Source organism: Acidithiobacillus sp. HP-2, from assembly GCF_015100155.1.
Taxonomy (GTDB): domain Bacteria; phylum Pseudomonadota; class Gammaproteobacteria; order Acidithiobacillales; family Acidithiobacillaceae; genus Acidithiobacillus.
Map to the genome: position 1 here is coordinate 125,686 of NZ_JACKZA010000004.1, position 24,159 is coordinate 149,844.

General features: G+C 54.9%; 24 protein-coding genes and 1 tRNA gene. 7 read left to right on the top strand and 18 right to left on the bottom strand.

Annotation, left to right across the window (positions count from 1 at the left end; translation table 11 throughout):
* Positions 1-216: 216 nt before the first annotated feature.
* Together H7F11_RS04445 and H7F11_RS04450 are read left to right on the top strand one after the other, a co-directional pair.
* A complete protein-coding gene (locus tag H7F11_RS04445) occupies positions 217-834 on the top strand; it encodes a hypothetical protein (protein WP_193650738.1) in 618 nt (205 codons plus the stop codon).
* Positions 835-952: 118 nt separating this feature from the next.
* A complete protein-coding gene (locus tag H7F11_RS04450; protein WP_193650739.1) occupies positions 953-1,378 on the top strand; it encodes an RrF2 family transcriptional regulator in 426 nt (141 codons plus the stop codon).
* Between the two features lie 231 nt (positions 1,379-1,609).
* Here the strand turns inward: H7F11_RS04450 and H7F11_RS04455 are convergent, their stop codons facing one another.
* The 12 genes from H7F11_RS04455 to H7F11_RS04510 form a co-directional block, all read right to left on the bottom strand.
* Positions 1,610-3,229 carry an NFACT RNA binding domain-containing protein gene (locus H7F11_RS04455; RefSeq protein ID WP_227485242.1) on the bottom strand — a complete coding sequence of 540 codons (1,620 nt, stop codon included), beginning with the start codon at positions 3,227-3,229 and terminating at the stop codon, positions 1,610-1,612.
* A complete protein-coding gene (gene sat / locus H7F11_RS04460) occupies positions 3,169-4,824 on the bottom strand; it encodes a sulfate adenylyltransferase (RefSeq protein WP_193650740.1) in 1,656 nt (551 codons plus the stop codon). Before sat ends, H7F11_RS04455 begins: the two co-directional genes overlap by 61 nt.
* Positions 4,825-4,834: 10 nt before the next feature.
* Positions 4,835-5,404 (bottom strand): phosphoribosyltransferase family protein, encoded by a 570-nt coding sequence (locus H7F11_RS04465; protein WP_193650741.1) that lies wholly within the window; start codon positions 5,402-5,404, stop codon positions 4,835-4,837.
* Positions 5,405-5,475: 71 nt separating this feature from the next.
* Positions 5,476-6,687, bottom strand: coding sequence for a DUF3322 domain-containing protein (locus H7F11_RS04470; protein WP_193650742.1), 1,212 nt, complete (start codon positions 6,685-6,687; stop codon positions 5,476-5,478).
* Positions 6,684-10,076 carry an ATP-binding protein gene (locus tag H7F11_RS04475; RefSeq protein WP_193650743.1) on the bottom strand — a complete coding sequence of 1,131 codons (3,393 nt, stop codon included), beginning with the start codon at positions 10,074-10,076 and terminating at the stop codon, positions 6,684-6,686. The genes H7F11_RS04470 and H7F11_RS04475 overlap by 4 nt, the downstream gene beginning before the upstream one ends.
* Positions 10,069-10,740 (bottom strand): DUF4194 domain-containing protein, encoded by a 672-nt coding sequence (locus H7F11_RS04480; protein WP_193650744.1) that lies wholly within the window; start codon positions 10,738-10,740, stop codon positions 10,069-10,071. The genes H7F11_RS04475 and H7F11_RS04480 overlap by 8 nt, the downstream gene beginning before the upstream one ends.
* A 19-nt stretch (positions 10,741-10,759) precedes the next feature.
* Entirely contained in the window at positions 10,760-12,217 is a 1,458-nt protein-coding gene (locus H7F11_RS04485; RefSeq protein WP_193650745.1) for a DUF3375 domain-containing protein, read from the bottom strand.
* A 64-nt stretch (positions 12,218-12,281) separates the two neighbouring features.
* On the bottom strand, positions 12,282-12,701 hold the full coding sequence (locus H7F11_RS04490) for a type II toxin-antitoxin system VapC family toxin (protein WP_193650746.1): 420 nt from the start codon (positions 12,699-12,701) through the stop codon (positions 12,282-12,284).
* A 3-nt stretch (positions 12,702-12,704) separates the two neighbouring features.
* Entirely contained in the window at positions 12,705-12,941 is a 237-nt protein-coding gene (locus H7F11_RS04495) for an AbrB/MazE/SpoVT family DNA-binding domain-containing protein (RefSeq protein ID WP_010636975.1), read from the bottom strand.
* A gap of 153 nt (positions 12,942-13,094) precedes the next feature.
* A tRNA-Ala gene (locus H7F11_RS04500) sits at positions 13,095-13,170 on the bottom strand.
* Between the two features lie 82 nt (positions 13,171-13,252).
* Positions 13,253-14,260 carry a class I SAM-dependent methyltransferase gene (locus H7F11_RS04505; protein ID WP_193650747.1) on the bottom strand — a complete coding sequence of 336 codons (1,008 nt, stop codon included), beginning with the start codon at positions 14,258-14,260 and terminating at the stop codon, positions 13,253-13,255.
* Between the two features lie 24 nt (positions 14,261-14,284).
* A complete protein-coding gene (locus H7F11_RS04510) occupies positions 14,285-15,046 on the bottom strand; it encodes a sulfite exporter TauE/SafE family protein (RefSeq protein WP_193650748.1) in 762 nt (253 codons plus the stop codon).
* A 163-nt stretch (positions 15,047-15,209) separates the two neighbouring features.
* Between H7F11_RS04510 and H7F11_RS04515 the strand changes: the two genes are divergently transcribed.
* The gene (locus tag H7F11_RS04515; RefSeq protein WP_193650749.1) at positions 15,210-16,157 is read left to right on the top strand and encodes a D-alanyl-D-alanine carboxypeptidase family protein; all 948 of its coding nucleotides are present in this window, start codon (positions 15,210-15,212) and stop codon (positions 16,155-16,157) included.
* A gap of 192 nt (positions 16,158-16,349) precedes the next feature.
* Here H7F11_RS04515 and H7F11_RS04520 read toward each other — a convergent pair whose 3' ends face one another.
* The 3 genes from H7F11_RS04520 to H7F11_RS04530 form a co-directional block, all read right to left on the bottom strand.
* Positions 16,350-17,882 carry a DHA2 family efflux MFS transporter permease subunit gene (locus H7F11_RS04520; RefSeq protein WP_193650750.1) on the bottom strand — a complete coding sequence of 511 codons (1,533 nt, stop codon included), beginning with the start codon at positions 17,880-17,882 and terminating at the stop codon, positions 16,350-16,352.
* A 200-nt stretch (positions 17,883-18,082) separates the two neighbouring features.
* Complete coding sequence (locus tag H7F11_RS04525; RefSeq protein ID WP_193650751.1) at positions 18,083-18,235, bottom strand: hypothetical protein; 153 nt, start codon at positions 18,233-18,235, stop codon at positions 18,083-18,085.
* An 87-nt stretch (positions 18,236-18,322) separates the two neighbouring features.
* Positions 18,323-19,027, bottom strand: a complete 705-nt coding sequence (locus tag H7F11_RS04530; RefSeq protein WP_227485243.1) for a pseudouridine synthase — start codon at positions 19,025-19,027, stop codon at positions 18,323-18,325.
* 83 nt (positions 19,028-19,110) lie between these two features.
* On the opposite strand from H7F11_RS04530, the gene H7F11_RS04535 reads away from it, so the two are divergent.
* A complete protein-coding gene (locus tag H7F11_RS04535) occupies positions 19,111-19,422 on the top strand; it encodes an encapsulin-associated ferritin-like protein (protein ID WP_010642997.1) in 312 nt (103 codons plus the stop codon).
* Positions 19,423-19,432: 10 nt separating this feature from the next.
* On the opposite strand, the gene hemW is transcribed toward H7F11_RS04535, so the two are convergent.
* Entirely contained in the window at positions 19,433-20,590 is a 1,158-nt protein-coding gene (gene hemW / locus H7F11_RS04540; protein ID WP_193650753.1) for a radical SAM family heme chaperone HemW, read from the bottom strand.
* 25 nt (positions 20,591-20,615) lie between these two features.
* Between hemW and H7F11_RS04545 the strand changes: the two genes are divergently transcribed.
* Positions 20,616-21,173 carry an LON peptidase substrate-binding domain-containing protein gene (locus H7F11_RS04545; protein ID WP_193650754.1) on the top strand — a complete coding sequence of 186 codons (558 nt, stop codon included), beginning with the start codon at positions 20,616-20,618 and terminating at the stop codon, positions 21,171-21,173.
* On the opposite strand, the gene H7F11_RS04550 is transcribed toward H7F11_RS04545, so the two are convergent.
* Positions 21,170-21,664, bottom strand: a complete 495-nt coding sequence (locus H7F11_RS04550) for a Crp/Fnr family transcriptional regulator (RefSeq protein ID WP_193650755.1) — start codon at positions 21,662-21,664, stop codon at positions 21,170-21,172. The two genes, H7F11_RS04545 and H7F11_RS04550, sit on opposite strands and share 4 nt — an antisense overlap.
* A gap of 105 nt (positions 21,665-21,769) precedes the next feature.
* Here H7F11_RS04550 and rph point away from each other — a divergent pair, with 105 nt between their 5' ends.
* Entirely contained in the window at positions 21,770-22,498 is a 729-nt protein-coding gene (gene rph, locus H7F11_RS04555; protein ID WP_142089783.1) for a ribonuclease PH, read from the top strand.
* On the top strand, positions 22,495-23,118 hold the full coding sequence (gene rdgB / locus H7F11_RS04560; RefSeq protein WP_193650756.1) for an RdgB/HAM1 family non-canonical purine NTP pyrophosphatase: 624 nt from the start codon (positions 22,495-22,497) through the stop codon (positions 23,116-23,118). The genes rph and rdgB overlap by 4 nt, the downstream gene beginning before the upstream one ends.
* On the opposite strand, the gene H7F11_RS04565 is transcribed toward rdgB, so the two are convergent.
* Complete coding sequence (locus H7F11_RS04565; protein WP_193650757.1) at positions 23,085-23,942, bottom strand: RNA polymerase sigma factor RpoD/SigA; 858 nt, start codon at positions 23,940-23,942, stop codon at positions 23,085-23,087. The two genes, rdgB and H7F11_RS04565, sit on opposite strands and share 34 nt — an antisense overlap.
* Positions 23,943-24,159 lie beyond the last annotated feature (217 nt).

Sequence of the window (24,159 nt, forward strand, 5' to 3'; positions counted from 1 at the left end):
TTCAGTATAGGGGTTCTAAAAAATAACTATATTATTATAATAATATATACTGCTTATTCTACATTCATATATTCACAATCCTATTAAAAAATTTATTGTTGTTATCAGGGAATGCATAAGCTATAAACTAGATAACAGTATCTCATGTGGATGAATAATATTTCATTCCAAAAGCGATGATACTGCGTAATAGCTCTGATAAAAAGAGGTGTCGATATGAATTCACAAGCATTAACGCAGCCAGCCCGCCTGACCCTGTTCTCCTGGCCATTACTCGCCGCACGGGGTGCTGCCGCCTTATTATTTGTAATTGCATCACTGATTGATTTTGGTGATACCATGAATTTGCTGGTTTGGTTTTTTGCCATTTATGTGTTTTTTGATGGGGGTTACTCTGCCATTCGTCTTGCCCAGAAAGGGAGTGGCGCCTGTCCAAAAGTGCTGATTGCCATTAAGGCCGTCATTGGGATTGCGGCTGGTATCGCGGTCATAGTTCTTTCACAGGGTGCCAGTTTGTTACCTACATTACTGACCATTTTTGCCTGGGTGGCGATCGTCGGGGTGATTGAAGGCATCTGGGTACTGCGTAACGTGCGCAATAAAGAAGCGGTGATGATTATTGGTTCTACGGCTTATCTGGCCCTGGCCGTTGCCCTGCAATTCATCTTTGCGCTGGCGCCGGATGCCGGTCCTTCCGTGTACAACTGGATCATTATCGGGTTCTCAGCCGCATTTGCTGCAGCCATGTTTGGTATGGCCTGGGCCATGCGTCGTAACCTTCTGAAGATGGGTGGTGGTACATCATCCTCTTCTGCACAGGCTCATTCTGCCTGAATTAACCAGCACTGCAGAAAACAATCCGTCATTTCTGCAGTAGTTTGATGAACGTCATCAAGAGCTGCACTGTAACAAGTGTGGCTCTTGTTATATGTAAAAAAATAGGGGAAGACCCATGGTATTGAGCAAAGCCACCGAACAGGCCCTGCGCGGCCTGATATATATTGCCGCACAACAGCGCGGAGAGCCGGTACTGAGTCGTGAAATCGCTGATTATCTCGGGGTTCCCGTTCAGTGTATTACCAAAATCATGCGGAGCCTCGCCAAGCGCGGATTTCTGGGATCGGTAAAAGGCCGGGGAGGAGGGTTTTTGCTGCTTCCAGCAGCTGAGTCCCTGAATATTATGGATGTGGTTGAGGCTGTTGAGGGGCATCCTTTATCGCCACATTGTGTTTTGGGTTTGAAGGTGTGTGCGGATGAAACGGCCTGCCCTTTGCACCGCCAGTGGACGGACTTGCGTCGTCAGGAAATGGACTGGTTACGTACCCAGACCATTTGTGAGTTGGCAAAAATGACCTTTTCCAAGATGCAGGTGGCTTAATGCCAAAGCGGAAACGGCTTGAGCAAATGATCCTAAAAATGGCAGTTGCCGTGGGTGCTTTGCAGCGACTTTTGTTTCGAGCCGTTGTTGTTCTTGGCGAAATCCTGCGCCCGTCAGGAGAGCTGTTTGAGCCCGTAGGGCGAGTTCTCTCCTGACAGCAGGATGAGCCTTAGAACAACAGGCGAGGAACAACGGAGCAAAAAGCACCCACGGCAACTGCCGTTTTTAAGATCACCCCTCATCGTGCGCGTCGCGGCGTACCCGAATAGTCTGAAAATGGCGGTAAATAACCTGACCCGGTCCAGCGCCGGGCTTACGTTGCACATGCCGGACTTCTGTCCAGTCCACTTCGGCACTGAATGCCCGTGACTGACTGTGTTGCAAGGCCAGGCGGGCAGCCGCTGCAATAACCTGTTCCGGGACCAGGGTACTGGTGTTTTCCCGGCGAAGAATCACATGACTTCCGCCCAGGTCCTGCACATGAAACCAGATATCCCAGTCTTTGGCGAAACGAAAGGTGAGGCGATCATTTTCCCGTGCATTATTTCCCCAAAAAATATCGAATCCCGCAATCATCGTGTGGTGAAAGGGCTCTGCCAACCCGCGCGCGCTTCGCTCCTGGTCCTTATGTCGAACGGGTGCATTTTGCGTTTGCGGAAGTCTCTGCGTCAGGAGGAGTGCCTCCTGTCCCCTGGACAGCAATTCGTCGAGCAGCTTTTCACTGTCCTGCAGGCGCTGCTGAATTTTCTGAACGGCACGTTGGCTGCGCAAGGCTTTCTGCATGTATTTCTGGGCTTGCTGGTGCAGCGACTTGCCTGGTGTGACAGCGATTTCCAGTATCCTGCCATCCCCATGGGTATGATCAGTAGCCTGAATGCTGGCGACTCGGGCGATGGCGTCCGGTACCGCAAACAGGGCAAAGGCCAATGTCCGATAGTATTCTGGGGCTTCCCATTGTTGCAGATCGTGACGCATTTTCTGGATGCGTTGGTGCAGGCGGTTTTTTTCTATGGCGAGTGCATGTTCCGCTGGCGATGGGGCCTGGGTAAGGGGGGAGGCAGGGAGTTGCAGGGCAACATCCGGGGATAAGGCCTGCATGGGCGGCCCGTCCGGCAAGCGCAGGGGATAAAGCAGATTTTGCCCCGCTTCGGTTTTTGCCTGCCACCAGGAGCTGGTAGCTGAACGCGCAGCCCATTGTTCCTGAATGAATGCTTGTGTTGCAGGGCTGCCGGGGCGATAGCGCGGTGCCATACACTGTAACCAGATGGTCGGATCAGACCGGGATTCTTCAAAAGGACGGGCAGATTCTGGTGGATGGTAAACAATTCCCGGTAGAAAGCGGGGCACAGCAGGTCCATCAAGACTATCCCAACGCCAGGCCCAGCGAATTTGTTCCTGGGCATCCAGCAGGGCCAGATTGCCGCGCCCTCCGAAACACTCGGCAATGAGACTGAGCTGATCTACCCGCTTGCTGATATGTATTCGGCTGAAGTCCAGGCGCACAATCCGGTCAGCCCAGGGAACGGCAATCCGTTCTATCCGAAAGCTTTTGAGCCGCTGCTGAAGAAGGTTGCTCCAATGGCCCTGTTGTTCCTCTGGTGCTGCACTTTCCGGTGCCAGCCAGAGCCCCAGCGGTGTACGCTGAACCATGCAGGCCAAGGTCTGCTTGCCCGTGTGCAAGTGGAGGCCACCTGCTGCCGCACTGATTTTATGAATGCTTTGTCCTGCCAGCTGTTGCTGGAAAAATTGCGCAGCGGCGGCCAGTTGCAGTGTATCCATGGAGAGCGAATTCAGCGGTCGGCTGCGGGGTCGCTTACGGCTCCCGAGCGGTGCAGCAAATCCATCAGGCATGCCAGGGCTGCTGCAGGCTCCTGCTGGGCGTGATTCACTACGCAATCCGGGTGTTCGGGTTCTTCGTAGGGATCATCTACGCCCGTAAATCCTTTGATTTCTCCGCGCAAAGCTTTGGCGTAAAGCCCTTTAGGGTCGCGTTCGGCACAGAGCGCCAAGGGTGTCGCTACATGTACCTCCAGAAAAAGTCCGCCCGCTTCTTCCACCAGGCGTCGGGCTTCGGCACGTGCCTGTCGATAAGGAGAAATGGCTGCTACCACCGCAATGCCGCCGTGACGTGCGACCAGACTGGCCACAAAACCAATACGGCGGATATTTTCATCGCGATCGTCGCGACTGAAGCTTAAGCCCTTGGACAGAAAACGGCGGATAATATCGCCGTCGAGCATGGTTACCGCACGTTCATCCTCCGCTTCGAGCTGTCGCACCAACATCCCCGCCAGCGTACTTTTGCCACTGGCGGAAAGGCCCGTAAACCAGATGACCAGCCCGCGTCGATCCGCGCCACGATAAGCCTGACGCAAAATTCTGATCACCTCCGGGGGGGAAAACCATTCGGGAATCTCTTCACGGTTGGCGAGCTTGCGGCGTAATTCGGTACCCGAGATGCCTGCCAGGGCTTCGCCATTGGCTTCGCTGACCGGGACATATTGCTGCCGGGTAGGGGAATAGGCGAATTCCGGAAGGAATATGCCGGAAATACCCATTTCCTGTGCGTGCCGGGCAAACAGTTCCTGGGCAGCAAAAGTGGGATAAAACAGGCCACCAACCGGCGCGCCAGGGTCTGCATGGCCCCGCCCGATAATGAAGTGGGTCGCACCAAAATTGCGCCGGATCAGAGCGTGCCACAGAGCTTCCCGAGGCCCAGCCATCCGCATGGCCAAGGGCAGGGGGGAAAGCAGTGCCCGCCCCTGCGGATAATGATCCAGAACGGCGCGATACACCCGCATGCGATAGGCGGCCTCTATGTCTCCGGGTTTGGTGGGCCCGATGGCGGGGTGCAGCAAGAGTTTGGCACCGGTTCCGGCCTGTTCAAGACCGGCCCGGGTGACGGCAATGTGGGCATGGTGCAGAGGATTGCGGGTCTGGAAGGCAACCACCGGATGCTGTTCCGTCCACTGTGCGCGCAACTGCGCGGGAGTCTGATATTCTGGCGGAAATTCTACCGCTGCAGCACGGCTGAGCGTCTGGGCATCCCAAGGTGTGACAGCACCTCCCACATACCAGGAACCCCGGCCAAACAGTTCTGCTACCCCGGGATGGTTTCTGTCCGCGCTGCCGTAAACCGCCTCGGCCTCCAGTTTTTTGTCTGGTTGATAACACTCCGAGACCGTCAAGGCGGCGAGTGGTGTGCCGTCGCTGCGTTCCAGGCGCAAACGGTCACCCGCGCGCAAAGTAGTGCCCAGCGCATCCTCTACATCCAGCACGACGGGAATGGGCCAGAGTGTCCCATCCTGAAGGCGCATATTTTCCACCACCGATTGCCAGTTGGCCTGATCCAAAAAGCCTTTCAGTGGTGCAAAAGCTCCCGTCAGGAGCAACTCAAGATCACAACGCTGGCGCAGCGTCAGTACGTGTACGGCATCATTTTTCATGGGAATGTGTTCAGGCGCTTAGTGGAAAAACGGGCAGGTGGGCCAGAGCGATGACTTCTGCCCATTGCTCTGCATTGCCCTCGGTGCAAATGGCGGCGACGACAGCGACTTCGGCTTCAGCCTGAGCCATTAGCGTGCGCATGGCCGCCAAAGTAGAGCCGGTACTCACCACATCATCCACCAGGGCTACCTGCCTGCCCTGAATCGCCGCGCGGTCCTTGGCATCCAGATACAGGGTCTGGGTTTTGCCGGTGGTAATGGACAGTGTCTCGGTCGATAACGCCTCACCCATGTAGGATTTGTAATTTTTGCGAAGCACCACATAGGGGCGACCGCTATGCACGGACAGTGCATAAGCCAGTGGAATGCTCTTGGCTTCTGCGGTGACAATCACATCAAAATCAATATCCGCCATGCGCTGTTGAAGGGCGGCAGCCGCAGCTTCGGTGAGCTCGGTATCACCAAGAATATTGAGGACAGCAATGGCTAAATCCGGCTGTACCTTGAACAGGGGAAGGTGACGCTGTACCCCATTAATATTGAGAAGATGGCTGTTGGAATGGGAATCTGTGGGGTTCATGAATGCTCCTTTTGCGACATTTTGCCACAGGGGGAGGGGGGTGGGTAGTTGGTAGGATGATCAGGCTAAGATTAACTGGGGGAAGTGTCAGGATTGGGCGTGGTCATGTCATCCAGCTGTTGAAGGTGGTCAGTCAGCCACTGGAAACCGATGTGTTCCTGTTCCAATCTGAGTCCAGGGCGAATGTGCGCGTCGCGCAGGTCATCGTAGAGGGATTGCTCTGCGCTTGTGAGTCGGTGCAGGTCAATCCGCAAGGGCTTGTCCTCACAGCCCCACAAGGCAGCGTGGGCATCCAGCGTGGCCCTGTCCATCAGGAAAGAATCCACATGGTCAAAGTGGCCGCGAAGCTGATCCAGAATGCCAAAACCATGGGTGTCAATATCTCCCCAATAATGGATTTTGCATTTGTTAAGCCAATGACTACGAGCCAGTGCATCCCAACCATAACCTGCACCAAAAATCACGATGGCATGATGCATTGGTGGGAAGACCAGGAAGTTGGTCTCATTTTCCGTAATGAATACCCGCTGCACAGCGAGATCCAGGCGACTGAAGCTGTCCGCATCCAGCGTCACATCGGGTGATGACGAACCGGGCAAAAGACAAATATTGGGGTCCAGCACGCGAAAGCGAATGCGCGTCGGTTTTTCCAGGAAGCCATAGCGGGCGGCGAACTGGCTGATTCCGGTTTTGCTGGCGTCCACCACATTTGTCGGTAAGGCCAGGTCGAGTAACTCGGTGAGCACTCCGCGATGATTTTCGATGAATTTGCTGTGTACGCCTGGTAAATCCACCTGCCGCAAGTAGATGCCCGGGCGGGGATGTTCGACCAGCCAGGTCAGCACTGCCAACAGTCGGGGCCAATCGCTGGACAGCGCCAGCGCCTGGAGAGGACGTCTTTCCAGCCAGGGCAGCAAGGCGGGATGGGTTTGCCGGGTGACGGAAACCTGCTCCATAAAGCGGTCCCAATCTTTGCGCTTGCCCAGGCAATTCAGGGCATCTTCCAATGTCTCGACCCACACGCTAGCTGGCAGGTTCTGCGTGCCCTGAACGTGATGGCGAAGCGCCTGCCACTCCACCCGCACGAATTTGGTCGATGCCAATTCGGTGGCCCAGGCGCGCACTGCCTCAAAATGATTGGTGATGTCCGCCGAGTTGGGGGTCTTGAGAGCCAGGCGTAAAGGAAAACGCTCCCTGCCGGTCACTGCGTCCCGCAACAGTTCTCCGCGTTCCCAGAGCCGCATCAACTGCTTTTTCAATTGCTGCGGGTCAGTCCAGGTCACGGCACTGACACCTGCACAGATTGGGCGGTCATGGCGGCTTTCTGCGCCCGATATTCTGCAATGGAGAGATTGCGGAGCTGCGAGGATCGCCCGCCCTCGTTATGAACGAATCCCACACTGGAAACAAAGGGTTCGATAATGTGGATTTTCTGCAGCGGAGTCACGATCAATAGTTGCAGGTTGAGTTGCTGGAATAATTTCAGGCCATATTGGGCAGATTCATCTGAACCACGCCCGAAGGCCTCATCAATGACCACAAAACGGAAAGAACGGGAACGCACTGCGCCCCATTCCAGGCCAAACTGATAGGCCAAACTGGCTGCCAGGATGGTATAGGCCAGTTTCTCCTTTTGTCCGCCCGACTTACCGCCGGAGTCCGAGTAATGCTCGTGCTCGCTGTTATCTTCCCGCCAGCGCTCACTGGCAGCGAAGAGGAACCAGTTACGTACATCGGTAACCTTGCTGGTCCAGCGTCGATCCTGCTCCGACAAACCCTCTCGGCCCCGGAAGCGGTCGATGATGGTTTTGACCTGCAGGAACTTGGCCTCGGAATACTGGTTGTCGTCCGAACCGGTGACGGTACCCTCGGTGCAAGCGCGTAATTCCTGCTGGAAATCGCGGATTTCTGCATCGGGACTGGGCTGTGATTCAAGCACGATGTAACGGCCGGGATTGTAGTCGATCTCGCCCAGCGATTGGTTGATATGGGCAATACGTTCCTTGATGGTTTCACGCTCGCGGGCCAATTGGGCATTGAAATTGGCAATTTCGTTGATGGTGTTGACATTGAGCAGTTCTTTGAAGCGCGTCACAAAACGCGGCAGGTCGTCACGATTCAACTGGGTCAGCAGGTTTTCATATTCAAAAGCCGCATCAAGACTCGCATCGATCTCGGCGGTTTCGAGTTTGAACTGCTCTTTGAAGGAAACCATGGCCTTGATGATTTTCTCAGCAAGATTTGCCAGTCGCCTTTGCTCGGCATCGAGTCGGTCCTGCAGCCATTTGCGTAGATCCTGCTCACGATTATCACAAGACTCAATGCTGAGTTGGTGCTCACCCAGTGCTGCGGAGCGCATGGTTTCGAGCTTTGCCTGCAAGCTGTCGTCGATGCTCATATCCTGCAGCAGTGCTTCGGTTTGCTGACGCAACGCTTGCGCATCGGCGCGCCGCTGCTCTACTTTGGCACGTTTTTCGCGGGCTGCCTGCAGCGCTTCCCCCGTCTCTTTTTGCGTTTTCAGCAGGGTATGCAGGTTGTCGTTGAGCTGTTTGAGCACATCCGACGCGGATTCAAGCCGCTGGCGCTCATCCACCAGCTGGGCGATCTCGGTGGCGACGCTGGCCCAATCCAGTTCATCAAAGGCAGTGAATTCCTCAAGACGGGTCAGGGCATCAAGACGATCATTGAGCACATCACGTTCTTTCTGGATGGACGCAATCTGACTGCCAATTTCAGCCAGTTGCGCCTCAAGCTGGCGACGTCTGGCTTCCAGTGCGGCGATCTTCGCAGTATTGCTCCAGCCCAGCACATAGCGGCTGCGATCATCAATGCGGTGACGGTCGTCCTTTTCATGCCGGCCACTTGGGTCTTTGATCTGCCCCGCGCGAGTGATGGCACGTGTTTCACGGCGAAACTGCTCTTGCGTACTGCAGCAGGCCACATCAAAGCGATGGGCCAGTTCGCGCTCCAGCCAGTCATAATAGGGCGAGTCGGGCTTGATGGTCAGTTTGCGGACCAGGGAATCCCGGTGCAGGTCCGGCAGTTCAGAGGTCTTGCGTGCGCGCACCTGAAAGTACACCAGGCGGCCACGCAGATGGGCCGCATCCACCCACTCTGCCACTGCCTTGTAATGTACATCCGGCACCAGCAGCGCCAGACCGAAGCCGCGTAACAAGCGTTCGGCTGCGCCTTCCCAATCGCGTTCATCGTCACGCACCTGGATCAACTCACCGATGAAAGGCATGTCATCCACATTCAGATTCAAAGCCGCACATAGGGCATCACGAATCTGGATCTGTTGATCATCGATGTTGCTGCGCCGCCGTTTGAGGCTGTCGATTTCCAGGCTTTGTTGGGCATGTTCCTGCTTGCCCTGGCGCATGGTTACGCCATATTCAGTGAGGGTGTTTTGCAGGTCGGCAGCGCTGTTGCGGGTTTCCTCCCGCCAGCTTTGATACTTGCCCCGTTGTACGGCGAAGTCGGCGGCCTCGTTGGCGGGTGCTTCGCCCAGTACGGCGGTCAGTTCCGCATAACGGGCAGCCTTGGCTTTGCGTACATCCCGCGACTTCTCTTTCTTGTGGATTTCGCTGGACAGCCATTCCAGTCGATCTCCACCGTTGGCATTGATGGCCTGCTTCAGTTCATCCACTTGCTGACCGTGCGCTTCATGTAACGCGCTCAGTTTTTGTATCTGGGCATCCACCCGATCCCAGTCTTCTGTCAGCGAACTCAGGCGTTTGTCGATCAGTCCGAGTTTCAGGCCAGCAAAATGGGAGCGCAGACCTTCCCGGCAGGCCCGCAAGCTGTCGGCCTCAGCCTGCATGGCCTTGTGGCGAACGCAGTCTGCGATCAGCGGCGTGAGTAGCTCCACCTGTTGGCGGGTTTTCAGTACAGCCTGATGGGCCTGGTTGAGATCATCAAAGTGACTGATCAAGTCTTGCAGGCGCTGGTCAACTGCAAAGGGTTCCAGCATATGGCTACGGACGAAGTCCGTCAGGTTACCTACCGATTTCATCGATACGGTCTGGTGGAACAATTCCAGCGCTTGATCGTTTTCAATACCGAAACGTCGACGAAACCATGCCGCATAGGGAGGAAAGCTGTCCTGTAATTCTGCGCCCTTGGCGCGCAGATTTCTGCGCAATTGAGCGATGTCCGATCCGAATTGGGCGAAGTCGGCGGTAATGGACAGCGCCCCTTCCGCGCCCAGAAAAAACCGTGCGGGCTGCCCCTGGGAGTCTTTCATCCAGAACACCTGAGCCAGTGTCACCGTCTGGGCATAGCCGGCATTCTGGAATACGCCGAGAATGACGGAGTAGCTATTTTGGTCCCGCAGGCTCACTGGTTTGGCTGCTCCGGTAATCTCATTGCGCTCGGATTTGTAATGCCCAAGCACATAAGAGCGCAGGGTGCGCTCCTTGTTGTCTGCTCCGGCTGCCTTGTTGTAGGCAACCCGGTTGGCAGGTACCAGCAGGGTAGTGATGGCATCCACCAAGGTGGATTTACCCGAACCGATATCGCCGGTCAGCAGCCCGTTTTTGCCATCCAGTTGCAGCGTCCAGACCCGGCTGTCAAAGGTGCCCCAGTTAAACACTTCCAGCCTGGTCAGCCGGAATCCTGACAGGGTGTCATCAGCACAGAAGTCGAGGTCCAATAATTGTGGCTCATTCATGATCAGTTTCTTCCCTGCTGCCGGTCGTGCCAGCCAGTTGCTCCTGGTAACTGGCCAGACGTTCATCCAGTTCGGCTAGCCATTGAGCGTCTACAAAGGCCTTCAGAATACGTCGCACTTCATAATTGGCTGGTCCAGCGGTAGCACCACTGGCCGTTTTGAGTTTTTGTAGAAAGCCCAGTTCGACGACTTTGTTGATGGTGGTTTCAATCTGGTCAATCAGCCTGGCTTCATTCGGGCCATCGGGCAGAAATACCCGCACCAGATCCACGATGTTATCGCGGGACAGGACCAGTCGCGTGTCGCCCCCACCAGCGTCAAACTCGGCCAGTTTTTTGCGCAGCAAGGCAAGCAGTAAACTGACGGCAAAAGATAATGGCCGACGGGCCACCAGACGGGGTAAGCGCGGGGAGGGGTCATCCGCAGTCGGTTCGGGGCGGCTTTTCAGGAAGGCATAGCCTTCAGCCTCATCCAGTACCAGGTCGAGATTGAGCACGCCCACATAATCACGCACCCGCGCTTGCAGTTGCAACAGTGCGGCCCATTGGCGTTCGTCATTTTCACGATAGAGCACACCTTTGAGCAGGCCAATCAACAGCACCGACAAGTCAGCAGGCGGAGCAGCCGGTGTAGCCTGGGTTATGTTCAAATATTCCACTTCCATTTCTTGCCTCGATGCTTGTTCAGCGCATGAAAATCACGCGGGGTAGTCGCGCGCTGCGAATAAGTGTTTGCCCTTCCATATCTGTTGTCTGCCAGTGGATGGATTCAGTCGTGTCTTCATCCACTACGCTGCTGAATACTTCACTGCCCAACTGCAGGTAGGCAATTAATTCAGCTAGCCCTTGTTGCAAGGGCTGATTAGTGACCAGTTCGCGCAAGCTGATCTGGGTGTGGTTTTGCAAAGTGTTGCGAATATGACGGGTTAGCCGGGCCTTATCAACGACGACCTGTTCAAAAAGCCTGGAGGGATCAATGTTTTCATCGCCAGCCTGGAGGATGATTTCGGTAATCATTGGTTTGCTGGCCGGAGTGAACAGTGGCCGTTCCATCGCCAGCACAACATCCGCGCTGGCCGCAGCCATTTCCATCACCGTGCCGGTCGGAGCGATGCTGCGGAGCGCCAGTGCCTTGCTTTCAATACCATGCAAAATATCCATGATGCGGCGGTTTTCCAGCCAGGCCTGGTCATCCAGAAAGCGGCGTAATTGCTGGGACAAGGCGGCGACGGTACGCTGGGTCTGTTCACCAGCTTCCATCCAGTCGTAGTGTACCCGGCGAGTCCGGGTGTCCGGGTTCAGTTCCGCCACAGCGGGTAGTGCCAGTACCTGATCCAGCAGATTGGTCAATTCTTCCTGCCGACGGCTGGATAACAGAAAATCCCAAAGGGCACGGAAACTCTTGCCCTGGTCGGAATCACCAATAGCATCGCGCTCACCCATGATGTCTTCCAGCAAATCCCCTTTGCTGCCCTCCCATAGCGCAATGCGTTCACGCACGCGGCGGTCCAGCTGGCGGAAGTTGTGCTCCACCTCACGAAAATCGGTGAGTAACTCGCGTGCGCCCTGCATGAATTGCTGAAAACGGTCCTTCACTGCCGTGTCATCCAGCAGTGATACCTCGCCCGCCAGCACCCTTGCAATTTCGGCATCAATGCCGTCACGCTTTTTGTGCAACTCGGCAATGCGTTTGGCAGGGTCGGCTTCGCTGCCCTCGCTCATCTGCTTGAGCAGGTCAAAGAGGGTAAGCAAGCGCGATTCGGTTCCGACAAATTGCCGTTCACTGAGTTGCGTCAACCAGGCAATAGCCTTTTCGGTAGCCGGGGTCAGATCAAACTGCGCCTCGTCCGTGCCCGTGCGGTAGAACTTGCGCAGCCAGCCCTTATCGGGTTCTGCCCAGTCGTTCAGGTATTCCAGTGCAGGTTTGGGGAATGCAGCCTCGCCCATATGCAGGCGTAGGGCATACAACTCATCTTCCAGTGCTTCGGCCAAATCCGCCGCTGCCATCACCCGCTCATTGGGCACTACGAATACCCGATGCAAAAAGCTTGCTATCAGCGGTGCATGATCTGAACGCAACAGGCGCCATGCGGGGTGATGGTTACGCAGACCGTCAAGGGTGGCGTAGTCGAGAGTTACCAAGTATTACAAACCTCATTTTCGTACTTAAACAATGTCGGCAAGTTTCCAGCATGATTTTTTGAATTCATTGCTTGCCCGTTCCGGATGCCGGGCTTACCAGACTGACCCCGGAGAAATATGTGGAGTATCGCTGCCTGTCACGGGTCAGCACGGGGCAGCCAGCCACGGCAGCATGGGCGCCGATGAAGAAGTCGGCAAGCACGTTGTTTTTCTTTCCTCCCTGCCGGCGGTAGCGCACGAAGGCCTTGCCAGCCAGGAACAGCGCGGGCCGGGGAATCTCGAGCATCGTCAGACCCAGTTCAGCGACAGTGCGATCCAGGGCTTCGACCGTCGAGAACGTCAACGACAGTTCGGCATAGATGATCGGATTGATGACCAGGCGATGAATTTTGGACTGCGCCCGTAGCTGGCCGATGGACCAGTCCGCCCATTCCGGATCGTCCTCCAGAACGTCGACCAGCACATTGGTATCGACCAGCAGCATCAGTTATTCACCGCGCAGCAGGGCCATCAATTCATCGGTGCGCCACTTTACGTCGGCCCTGCCACGGGCTATCTCGAAGCGATCCGGCTTGCGGCTGGGCCGGGCACCGACCTTGTGAATAACGACATCGCCTTCGCGATTGACCGCGAAATCAACAGAGCAGCCCGGCGCGAGATTCAGTGCGTCGCGAATCTGCTTGGGGATGGTGACCTGTCCCTTGCTGGTGAGTGTGGTTGCCATTTGATGACTCCTGACGTATTACGGTATCCGCGATTGTAATACTACCAAGACACGACGGCAATTTCCGAAAATTCGCAGCGCCCGTGAAGCCCTGCCACTGCTGGCCCTTCGCGGGCGTAAAAAAACCCGGAGCATGTCCGGGCTTTGGAATGTTGGTGGAGCGGAGGAGGATCGAACTCCCGACCTTCGCATTGCGAACGCGACGCTCTCCCAGCTGAGCTACCGCCCCATGAGCGCAAAGGATAAAGAGAAGCCTCGCGGAATGCAATGCTTGTAAACTGCTGGCAGGGCTAGGTGTCAGTTTTTGCTGCTCAGCAGCGCCCCACCACCATTACATCGCTGCCAAACGGGAAAATTTCTGGCCTTAGTCCGGCTTCTTTTAAGGCGCTGGCGATTTCCTCAGGATGCAGGAAATGATTCCCTTGGACATGCTCGGTGAGATTCTGGTAAGCCATGCCCCGCAAGGGTGCTTCGCGCAGGCGACGATGATCATCTGGCCATGCGGGTTCCCAAATGACTACGGCGCCTTCTGCTTTGAGATTGCTGCGCAGTTTGTCAAAAATGGCCCCACGTTTTTCCCAGACATGGTGAAGGGCACGATTCATGGCAATCAGATCTGCCGGTTCTGGCAGAGAAAACGCGTGGATGTCGCCCTCCGAAAAGTGCAGACGGTCACCCAGACCCTCCTGTTGGGCTGTTTCCTGGGCCTGTCGCACATTTTCCGCAAAACCATCCAAACCTAGGCCCCGCAAATGGTTGCAGCGCTGTGCCAGTGCCCGTAAATACCAGCCATTTCCGCAACCGAGATCCACAGCAAGACCACCCCGGGCATCTACTTCGGCAAATATGGGAACCTGCGGGCAGATTTTTTCTTCAAAAGTCTTGCGGAAATTGTTTTCCAGCATCAGCCCAAACCAGGGCAGAATGGTTTCCCGTTCCGCCAGTACTTTTTCACCCGGACGTTCGCCCGTGCGCATCAGTCCTGCGGCGCGTTCAGCCATATGTGCCGACAGGACCGAACCAATAGCTGTTGCCATGCGGCTACCCGGAGCCTCGGGGCGCATGCTGTCGCCATCTGCGCTGAGTTGCCACTGATCGTCGGAATTCAGTTCCAGCCAGCCAAAAGCATAAGCAGCATCGCACCAGCGGGTGACGTATCCTTCGTCCATGCCCGCTTGCTGAGCGAGACGTCGGGAATCAGCCTTCTGCAGTTGGTGCAGGGCACTGAACAGTCCATTGACGACACCTATGAAAGCAATATTCAGGGATTGTGCGCCCTGAGCCTGCTGCCTGAGTTCTTCCATGCTGCGTAAAGTCATGTGGTCTCCTTGTCGCTCGATGCGTTAAATAAGGTATTTCAGGCCGACTACGGTCAGTAATCCCAATGTGCCTAATAAAAAAGCGCGTTGGTTGATACGTAGGTGTAAACGATTACCCGCCCAGAGACCCAGCAAAACTGGCGGAATCAACATTAAAAAACCTATGGCCAGCTGCCAGGTCAACAGCGCCAGGGCTACATACATGAACCCGCGCAACACATTGTCTGTGAGCGCAATCCCCTGAAAAGTGGCGCGAAAAGCGCGTTTGTCCAGATGCCGCATTTGCAGGTAGGCGACGATAGGTGGTCCACCCCCACCGTAGAGGCTGCCCACGACTCCCCCAAATATACCGAGCGGTGTGCCCCAGGGCAGACTGATGCGCGGCAGACGATCGGGCTTCATGGCAAGGGCGTACACCACGTAGGCGAGAATGAATACACCGAGGAATCGGGTCAGATTTTGGGCATTGGTATCAGCCAGTATGAAAGAACCGATTGCCAGACCAATGATGCTGCCGGGGATCAGCCAGCGTAACTCCGGCCAGCGCATTTCCCGAAAATCATAGGCACCCAGTAATACTGAACCGAGCAGATCCAGAAGCAATACGACTGGCACGACTTCCTTGATGGGAAATATAAGCGTGAGCAAGGCCACGGAAATTAGCCCGGAACCAAATCCGATCACTGCCCGGACGTAAAAAGCCAGGAGAATAATGAATCCGGCGATGGCCCAGAGGAGGGGGGAATGGATGAGGGTGGCATAAGAAAGGGACGCGTGTAAGTTCATACCGACCAGTCTATAAGTTTTGAGGAGTGTCTTCCAGATGCTGGGAATGCCCCGCTTCCAAGCAACTGCGCACATATAGGCATTTCAGAAAAAATAGCCTAATATGAAACTATCCTGAGAAATTGCTTTAACCTTGCATCCCGTTAAGGGGGAGGGCTAACCCATGCTGCCGCATCCATCTGCAAATACTGCACCGATCACATATCGTTCCTACCGGCTTCATTTATGGTTCCTGGGCCTGTTTATATTGGGATGGACGTTCATTTTGGGTATTCCTGCTGCCCGCGCCAATACCAACAGCAGTGGTTTGCCGCCCATTGATGCCCGCGCTTATATTTTGATGAATGCCCAAACCGGTGCCATCATCGCCGCTAAAAATGCTTACCAACCCTATGCAATTGCCAGCATTACCAAGCTCATGACCTTGTATCTGCTGTTTAAGGACATTCACGCTGGTGGGTTGCAGTTGCACCAGGAGTTTGTACCCTGTCAGGCAGCACTGGAAACCGGTGGTTCCAGCATGTTCATGCATCCCGGATTGCGCTTTTCAGTAGCCCAGATGATTTTGGGAATGACAGTTCCTTCAGGAAACGACGCTGCCGTTGAAGCTGCGCATCTGGTGGCTGGCAGTGTCCCGGCCTTTGTGCATGAAATGAACCAGACGGCGCGTAAAATCGGTATGTTATCGACAACCTATTTTGATCCGGACGGCCTTCCCCATCCCAATAACACCGCCAGTCCCTATGATATCGCTATTCTCACCAGGCGAATCATGACGGACTTTCCGCAATATATGCATTTTTTCAATCATGAGAATTTCACTTACGCAGGCATTACCAGTCCCAATCCTAACTTGCTGGTAGGTCGTGTGCCTTTCATCACCGGCATGAAAAGCGGTTATACCGACGCTGCTGGTCATTGCCTGGTGGCTACGGGCACCCAAAATGGAGTGCAACTCATTGCCGTGATTCTGGGGGTTCCTTCATTTACCGATGAAAACCGTGGTTTCTGGAAGGCCTCCTGGCAAAGTCTCAAATTGCTCGACTGGGGTTTTGCCAGAACGCTCTGGCTGCCTGCCGTACCCCATCTGGAAAAAACCTCGGCACCCTGAAACGGCGGTGGGCCGGGAAGCTTTGCCGCGACTTTGGCCCGCGCCGTTGTTGTTCTTGGTGAAATCCTGCGCCCGTCAGGAGAGCTGTCTGAGCCCACAGGGCGAGTTCTCTCCTGACAGCAGGATGAGCCTTGGAACAGCAGGCAAGGGACGTTGGCGCAAAAAGCTTCCCGGCCCACCACCGTTTCAGGGTTACTCCTGTACGGGTGGCGGAGTATTTTCTCCCTTTTCTGGAGCTGGCTTCTTGAGAAATAAAATCAGCGGAATCATCACCAGAAAACCGTAAAATACCAGCACAAATGCATCGAGGGTGCCGCGCATGTTGGCCTGATTATACAGAACAACATTACCCAGAATCTGCCAGGTAGTCGGATTCTGGGTCATCCCAGCCGCTGCCAGATATTGGTGAAACGCCGGATTGAAGGGGTTGATGAACTTACTCATCTGGTTCCAGCCCACTTGTGTTTCCTGACTCATGACGGTAGACACAATAGCGATGCCGACACTGCCACCGAGGGTTCTCATCAAATTGAAAATTCCCGACCCCTCTGCCTGCTGTGATTTCTTGAGGGTTGTAAAAGCCAGGGTAAACAGGGGAATAGTCACCAGGCCAAAGCCTATGCCGCGAATAAAGCTGGGCCAGATCACCCACTGTATATTGATATTGAGGTTGTAAAGGGTGGTGAGGTAGGTTCCAAAAGCGCCGATTACAATACCGACCAGCACAATATCGCGGGGATTGATCCCCTTGCCGAGCAGGCGGCCAGCCAGCATCATCGCCAGCATTGCGCCGATTCCTTGAGGCGCCATAGCCAGTCCGGCCGTAAAGGCCTCATAGTGCATCAAAGTCTCCAGCATGATGGGCAAAATCACCATGGTGCCAAACAGGGCGAGACCGAATATGCCGATTCCCATGCTGCCAATAGCCAGATTGCGGTCTTTGAGGAGCCGCAAGTCGACAACCGGATGCTTGACACTCAGGGAACGCCACACAAAAAAGAGCAGCCCAAGGATGGTAATCAAAGTCAGGATGATGATGGTTTGTGAACTGAACCAGTCATCCTGATCCCCGAGGCTGAGAATGCCTTGCAGAGACCCCAAACCCAGGGCCATCAGCGCAAATCCAGTCCAGTCCACGGGCCGGGGGTTTGCGCTTTTGCCGCCGTCCGGCACGCTTTGCATCAGTAAAAAGGCGAGAATCCCAAAGGGAATGTTGACGTAAAACACCCAGCGCCAACTGAGCGTGTCCGTCAGATAACCACCCAGAGTCGGTCCCAGAATCGGTCCCAGCATGATGCCCATACCGAGAATCGCCATGGCCTGACCGCGTTTATTGGCCGGATAGGCTCCGAGCATGATGGTTTGCCCGACAGGTGCCAGGGACGCCCCGAAAATGCCCTGAAGAAAGCGCCAGAGGACAATCTCGGTAAGACTGTGGGATTGTCCGCATAGAGCCGAAGAAATCACGAATCCCACTACACTCCAAAGCATGATGTTGCGTTGTCCGTAACGTTCCACCAGAAGGCCGGTAAGGGGGAGTACAATGACGTTGGCCACCATATAAGCGGTGAGCACCCAGGTGATCTGATCGCTATTGGCCTGCAGGGAGCCACGCATATAGGTCAGTGCCACATTGACAATGGTGAGATCCAGAACCTGCATCACTACTGCAAGCATGACCGCCACGGTGATGACCAGACGGGATGTAGACTGCTCTTGCGCCACCAGTTGGGCTCCTTGATGGGGAATGATAATCTGTCAGATACCGACCGTTCGGTCAGTATAGAGAGGAATATGCTTGCTCGCAAGAGCAGCTGATAGAGCGGTTAAGCAGCAGGGAAGGCCTCAAAACCGGCGCCGGGCACGCCGTTGTTCAGACCAAAAAAAACCGGCCATAAAGGGCCGGTTGTGGAGGATAAAAATGATCAGGCGGCACGGGGAACCGCCAGATCCCGCAGATCCTGATTGTTCATAAATGCCTGGTATAGATCTTCATCAGAAACGTCTGCAAAGCAGTAACCGGCTTCTTCCAGCTGGTAAACCAAGGCAATCATTTCAAATTCCTGTTCCATTTCCATGATCGTTCTCCATCAGTAAATAAGGTATAACTAACATACATGGATATTATGACTATGTCAATATAATAAATATCTAATATACTCTGCTCAGGGTACCAAAAGTCTTTCTTCGTCCGGGCTCAGCCAGCGCCACTGTCCACTGGACAGACTGCCCAAAAGCAGATCTCCTACAGCTACTCGAATCAGGCGTAACACTTCCGCATCGGCGCCTTGCAGCAGGCGACGAATCTGCCGGTTACGCCCTTCCTGAAGGACAATTTCCAGCCATTGGGTTTTTCCTCCGCAGCGCAGCTCACGAATTTGCATGGGTAGGCATGGCTTGCCGTCCAGGCTGGAGTGCTGGGCAATGTGCCGAAAAACTTCGGCAGGAAGAGGAGGGCGGATTTGCACGTGGTAGGTTTTGCTGACGTGCTGATCAGGATTCAGCAGAATCTGGGCCCATTCTGGATCGTTACTGAATAACAATAACCCGGAGCTGGCCTGATCCAGACGTCCTATGGGTGCCAGCCAATGGTCGGAGGGCAGTAAATCATAAACGGTGGGCCGTCCTCTTTCATCGGCGCGGGTACTGACAACGCCCCGGGGTTTATGCAGCATCAGCACCTTGCGAGCCTGTCCGGTCAGGCGTTGTCCCGCCACGGAAATCCGGGCATCGCGAAGTGAAAAACGGGCTTCCGGCTCGTAAATGATCTGCCCGTTGACGGTTACCTTGCCGGCCCGAATCCAATCGGCGGCCATGCTCCGCGAGCACAGTCCTGCTTTGGACAGGAGTCTTGCCAATTCATGGCGCATTTCTCCCGGTCTGGTGTCACTTGGGTTTAGTGAACGCTTTGGGCTATGCTTGGAAGGATATTTCATCGTTAAAGGATCTCAAGATGGCACATGAAACAATGCACGAGCCTTTGGAGTCTCTGTCCAGTGATACGCTGGATATTCATCGGGCGATATCCTCGCTGATGGAAGAATTTGAGGCGGTAGACTGGTACCAGCAGCGCGCGGATGCCTGCAATGATCTCCAGCTCAAAAAAGTGCTGGAACACAATCGGGATGAAGAAATTGAGCACGCGGCCATGGTACTGGAGTGGTTGCGCCGTAAAATGCCGCGTTTGGATAAAGAGTTGCGTGAATATTTGTTCAAGGATGGTTCCATTACCGGTCATGAAGCTGAGGCGATGGGCCGGGAATAGTATTGCCCATTCAGGGAATGAAGCGGGCACACAATTCATTGTAAAAATTCATTCCCCGGGCGGTGGGCCGGATTATTTCGGTATCGGCATACAGTAAACCCTCGCGGCGGGCACGGCGAATCTGTGGCTCAATCAGCAGGCTGTCCAGGCCGGTGCATTCAGTAAACAGACGGCTTGAAAAACCTTCGGTCAGCCGCAGGGCATTCAGCATGAATTCAAAGGGGCGTTCTGCTGGTGGAACCGGGGTGTATTCTCCCAGGGTTTCCATATCACTGAGCGCGTCGGTCATGTAACTCTCGGGTCGGCTGGGTTTGCGGCTGCGCCAGATGCCTTCCACCTGGGTGATTTTGCCATGAGCCCCGGCGCCAATTCCCAGATAGTCTCCATATAGCCAGTAATTGCGGTTATGCTGACATTTCTGTCCAGGGCGGGCATGCGCGGAGATTTCGTAGCGACCCAAACCGTGATGGTCCAGTTCACTGCGTAAAATATTTTCCATATCCGCAGCAGTATCCTCGTCAGGGAGATGGGCCGGAGGATGGCTGGCAAAGGGGGTGCCGACTTCCAGAGTAAGCTGGTAAAGGGATAAATGGGGAGGCTTATATTTTAAAGCCGCGTTCAGGTCTGCCAGGGCTTCAGCAGTGCTCTGGCCGGGCAGGGCAAACATGAGATCCAGATTAAAGCTGGCAAATTGCGCAGCAATGGCTTTTTCTACGGCCCGATGGGCTGCAGTAGCATCATGAATGCGTCCCAGGCGTTGCAGGTGCACATCATTGAAAGACTGGATCCCCAGAGACAGACGGGTAACCCCGGCCGCACGAAAATCAGCAAATGCTGCGGCTTCAATGGCGCCGGGATTAGCCTCCAGGGTCACCTCCATGGCAGACAGGGGTTGCAGGCGGGCCCGGATGTCGGAAAGCAGCTGGTTGATGATTTCCGGTGGAAACAGGCTGGGAGTGCCCCCGCCGATAAAAATACTGTGCAGACGTCGCCCCCAGATGCGTGGCAGTTCCCGATCCAGATCAGCAATCAGGGCGCGAGCATAACGCGCTGCAGGAATATGGTCTGCTGCATGTGAATTGAAGTCACAATAAGGACACTTGGCTTTACACCAAGGCAAATGTACATATAGTGAGAACGTGGAGGATGGTTTCAGGCTGGGATTCATGAATACTCGTGAGAGGAACAGCATAGTGACGGATACGCATACAATACCCCTATTTTTACTCCGAACCGTACTTTTTCCCAAGGCCTTAGTCGGATTGAGAGTGTTTGAACCCCGTTATCTGGACATGGTCAGCAGCTCCCTGCGCAATGATCATGGTTTTGGAATCTGTTTGACGCACTCTCGGGGAGATGGTCATGCGGAGCCGGAACGGGTAGGAACACTGGCGCGAATAGTGGATTGGGGTGGTGAGCCAGGGGTTCTGGAAATTCAGGTGGAGGGGCAGCGACGCTTCAGTATTCAGGACTGGCATTATGCGGGGGCTCTGGCTATGGCCTCGGTGCACTACTGGCCGGAGGAGCCGGTAGTGCCCATGCGCCGGGAAGACGATACCCTGCGCGCCATTTTGAAGGAATTGCTGGGTGAAGAAGCGGCCCGGGACCTGGATGCCAGTACTGCAGGTATGGTGCTCGCTCAGGCATTGCCTGCTTCTCCAGAAGAAAAACAGGATCTGCTTCTGCTGCAGGACCCCCTCGAACGTTTGCGGCGCATTCATCACCTGTTGCAGCGGCGTAGCGGAGCCTAGTGCTTGCCCTTGCCGTAAATGTAAGTTGAAAAATCCGTATAATTCTGGGAAAGATTCCGAAACAGGTGGTCCAGGCTGATGATAGCCTGTTCCAGAATGTTGACCGTGATGTAAGGTTTCTCTACTTTCAGTCGCTGATAACGGGCGCGAGTCAGGACCAGAACCTGGGTGTCTTCGCTTTTGGCAAGGATGCGCGCGCTGCGTGGTTGCCGGTCAAAAAAAGACATTTCTCCTGCCATTTCTCCTTCCTTGACCCGCACGACCTCCATTTCATCGCCGTCGGCGGTATGGTGAATAATGGCCATTTCTCCTTTGACGCAGAAAAATAGGGCTTCACCCAACGTGCCCCATTCGGCAATGACCTGATCGGCGCGAAACTGGGCATGAGTCACGTATTCCGCCAGAGTCTGAATTTCAGCAATGGTGAGTGACTGAGCCAGATGGTGCTGCTTCAGAAATTGGGTGATTTCGACATGCGCGATGGCAGACATGAGGCGCTCCTCGTTCCTGGGGGTACGACTGCATTATAGGGGGTTATGGTGAAAGAAGGACAGGTCTACAATGCGCTCATCCTCCGTCATGATGAGTATCCGCAAATGAATCGACCCAGTGGAAGAATGGCAGACGCTCTGCGCCCGATAGAAATTACCCGCAATTTTACCAAACACGCCGAAGGCTCTGTACTGATGGCCTGCGGGGATACCAAGGTGTTGTGTACCGCCAGTATTGAAGAAAAGGTTCCGCCTTTTTTGCGTGGGGCGGGGAAGGGGTGGGTGACGGCAGAGTACAGTATGTTGCCCAGAGCGACTCAGGATCGGATGCAGCGTGAATCGGCCAAGGGAAAAATCTCGGGTCGGACGCATGAAATTCAGCGGCTGATCGGGCGCAGCCTGCGTGCAGCCGTCGACTTGCAGGCCTTGGGTGAGCGCACCATCTGGGTGGATTGTGATGTTTTGCAGGCGGATGGCGGCACGCGTACAGCCAGCATCACGGGTGCCTGTCTGGCGGTGGCCGATGCGCTGCAGACCCTGCGCCAAAACGGAAAAGTGCAGGGTAATCCGTTGCGCGACTGGGTAGCCGCCATCTCCGTCGGGATGTATCAGGGGCAGGCCGTACTGGATTTGGATTATGCTGAAGATAGTCACGCTGAAGTGGACATGAATGTGGTCATGACGGGTGCCGGCGCTTTTGTAGAAGTGCAGGGTACTGCTGAAGGCGCGGTTTTCAGTGATCAGGAAATGGCCGCCATGCTGGCGCTGGCGCGGCAAGGGATTCGTGATCTGATTGCTCGTCAACGTGAGGAAATTCCTGAGGCTTTGCCTTGAAGCCCATCCTGCTGGCCAGCAGCAATGCCGGCAAAATCCGGGAAATGCGGACACTGCTCAACGCGCACGGCTACATCGTCCATGGGCAGGACGAGCAGGGCATTATAGGTGCTGAAGAAAACGGTAGCACATTTGTGGAAAATGCCTTGCTGAAGGCCCGTCATGCCGCGGCTATCTCAGGGATGGCCGCGCTTGCGGAAGATTCAGGCCTTTGTGTGCCAGCCTTGCAAGGTGCACCGGGATTGTTTTCAGCCCGTTACGCCGGTTCCGACGCGACGGATGCCGAAAATAATCAGCGCTTACTTGAACAGATGCGTGCTTTAGACGGAGCATCGCGTGCAGCCTATTATGTTGCCTGCCTGGTCTTTATGGAGTCAGCCGACGACCCTGCCCCCATTGTGGCTCAGGGATTCTGGATGGGAACTATTGGTAAAACCCTTCAGGGGGAAGGGGGTTTTGGTTACGATCCGTTATTCTGGCCACTAGGCGGTGCGCGAAGTGCGGCTGAATGGACATTGGCAGAAAAAAATCAGGTGAGTCATCGCGCCCATGCTCTGCGGCGTCTGTTGGCTATGCTGCAGGAACGTCAGGCACCCCAGCCGCTATCAGAAAGTGATTGACGCAGTCGGGTCAGGGCTCTGACCTGTAACTGGCGGACTGCCTCACGGCTGACGCCCATACGTTCAGCCACGGCTTCCAGCGTCATGGGCGCATCTCCATGGATGCCGTAGCGGAAGATCATCACTTCCCGTTGTTTTTCATTCAGTTCCGCCAGATGCTCCCGGAGTGCCTTGCAGATGGACTCACGGTCGTAGTCCATGTCGGGGCTGGCGGTATCGCCAGGCACCTGTTCAACCCGACTGGGGCCATCGGTAAATTCTTCATCCAGCGAGCAGACACGAATATCGGCAAAATCCAGAGCGCGCATGGTACTTTCACGCACCCCCAGGGCTTCCCGGCGTTGCTCGCGCCGGACGTCTTCTGTCGATTCGGTTTCATCTTCACCTCGCTGCAGGTAGGCGTGCAGCGATTTTGCCAGATAGTCCGGCAGCCGGATGAAGCGGGAGCGGATGAGAGCACGTTGCATGGCTTCCCGAATCCACCAGGTGGCATAGCTGGAAAAACGGGTACCAAGACCTTCCCGGAAGCGGTCTGCGGCACGCAATAAACCCATGTAGCCTTCCTGAAGCAGGTCTTCCTGACTGAGACCCTTGTTTCGGTAAGCCCGGGCAACCGCTCTGACCAGAGGCATGTGCGCAGAAATCAGGGTGGCTCTGGCGCAGTCGTCTCCCTGACGCAGGCGGCGGATGAGTTGTAGTTCCTGATCCTGAGTGAGAAAGGGACTGCTCTGATCGCCTTCCATAAAATCAGCCAGGGGGGGCGGATCAATAGCCAGCGAGACATCGGGTAATGCTTCGTTTAATTCTCTCACTTCCGTTCGCATGGGTATCCCCTGAAATCAAAGACCACAATCACTCCAACATTGTAATCTAATATTCTATATCTAAAAGAGTTTTTATGATTTCCCATATTAGCATTCTTTTTGATCGCCGTGTCAAGCAGATGCAACTATAGTTTCGTGTTTTTTACAACGACTGCTGAGCGTGGTTTCTTTTTGACTCGCGCCGTTGATCTGCCTATACTCTGCCCCTTTCTCGCTA

Excerpts from the sequence above, each read along its gene's own strand:
- H7F11_RS04445 (WP_193650738.1), top strand. The coding sequence starts at position 217 with ATGAATTCACAAGCATTAACGCAGCCAGCCCGCCTGACCCTGTTCTCC.
- H7F11_RS04450 (WP_193650739.1), top strand. The coding sequence starts at position 953 with ATGGTATTGAGCAAAGCCACCGAACAGGCCCTGCGCGGCCTGATATAT.
- H7F11_RS04455 (WP_227485242.1), bottom strand. The coding sequence starts at position 3,229 with ATGCCTGATGGATTTGCTGCACCGCTCGGGAGCCGTAAGCGACCCCGC.
- sat (WP_193650740.1), bottom strand. The coding sequence starts at position 4,824 with ATGAAAAATGATGCCGTACACGTACTGACGCTGCGCCAGCGTTGTGAT.
- H7F11_RS04465 (WP_193650741.1), bottom strand. The coding sequence starts at position 5,404 with ATGAACCCCACAGATTCCCATTCCAACAGCCATCTTCTCAATATTAAT.
- H7F11_RS04475 (WP_193650743.1), bottom strand. The coding sequence starts at position 10,076 with ATGAATGAGCCACAATTATTGGACCTCGACTTCTGTGCTGATGACACC.
- H7F11_RS04480 (WP_193650744.1), bottom strand. The coding sequence starts at position 10,740 with ATGGAAGTGGAATATTTGAACATAACCCAGGCTACACCGGCTGCTCCG.
- H7F11_RS04490 (WP_193650746.1), bottom strand. The coding sequence starts at position 12,701 with ATGCTGCTGGTCGATACCAATGTGCTGGTCGACGTTCTGGAGGACGAT.
- H7F11_RS04495 (WP_010636975.1), bottom strand. The coding sequence starts at position 12,941 with ATGGCAACCACACTCACCAGCAAGGGACAGGTCACCATCCCCAAGCAG.
- H7F11_RS04505 (WP_193650747.1), bottom strand. The coding sequence starts at position 14,260 with ATGACTTTACGCAGCATGGAAGAACTCAGGCAGCAGGCTCAGGGCGCA.
- H7F11_RS04510 (WP_193650748.1), bottom strand. The coding sequence starts at position 15,046 with ATGAACTTACACGCGTCCCTTTCTTATGCCACCCTCATCCATTCCCCC.
- H7F11_RS04515 (WP_193650749.1), top strand. The coding sequence starts at position 15,210 with ATGCTGCCGCATCCATCTGCAAATACTGCACCGATCACATATCGTTCC.
- H7F11_RS04525 (WP_193650751.1), bottom strand. The coding sequence starts at position 18,235 with ATGGAAATGGAACAGGAATTTGAAATGATTGCCTTGGTTTACCAGCTG.
- H7F11_RS04530 (WP_227485243.1), bottom strand. The coding sequence starts at position 19,027 with ATGCGCCATGAATTGGCAAGACTCCTGTCCAAAGCAGGACTGTGCTCG.
- H7F11_RS04535 (WP_010642997.1), top strand. The coding sequence starts at position 19,111 with ATGGCACATGAAACAATGCACGAGCCTTTGGAGTCTCTGTCCAGTGAT.
- hemW (WP_193650753.1), bottom strand. The coding sequence starts at position 20,590 with ATGAATCCCAGCCTGAAACCATCCTCCACGTTCTCACTATATGTACAT.
- H7F11_RS04550 (WP_193650755.1), bottom strand. The coding sequence starts at position 21,664 with ATGTCTGCCATCGCGCATGTCGAAATCACCCAATTTCTGAAGCAGCAC.
- rph (WP_142089783.1), top strand. The coding sequence starts at position 21,770 with ATGAATCGACCCAGTGGAAGAATGGCAGACGCTCTGCGCCCGATAGAA.
- H7F11_RS04565 (WP_193650757.1), bottom strand. The coding sequence starts at position 23,942 with ATGCGAACGGAAGTGAGAGAATTAAACGAAGCATTACCCGATGTCTCG.